This is a genomic window from Photobacterium sp. R1 (genome assembly GCF_054600795.1).
Map to the genome: position 1 here is coordinate 1 of NZ_BAAHZP010000993.1, position 236 is coordinate 236.

At 50.8% G+C, this 236-nt stretch carries 1 pseudogene; it reads left to right on the plus strand.

Going from position 1 to position 236, the window contains the following annotated elements:
* Positions 1-236: pseudogene (locus ACYP03_RS28045) on the plus strand (NfeD family protein); the annotation flags it as partial.

A 236-nucleotide genomic window follows, 5' to 3' on the forward strand; every position in this document is an offset into this window, starting at 1 on the left:
GCTGATTGGCATCTATGGCCTATTGTTAGAATTTTACAATCCCGGGGTGGGTTTACCTGGTGTACTCGGCGGTATTTGTCTGATTCTGGCTATGTATTCGCTGCAACTCCTGCCCGTAAGCTATGCGGGACTGGGATTGATCATACTGGGGATCATTCTGATGGTGGCAGAAGCCTTCAGCCCCAGCTTCGGCATATTGGGGCTGGGCGGTATCGTTTCCTTTGTGATTGGATCTG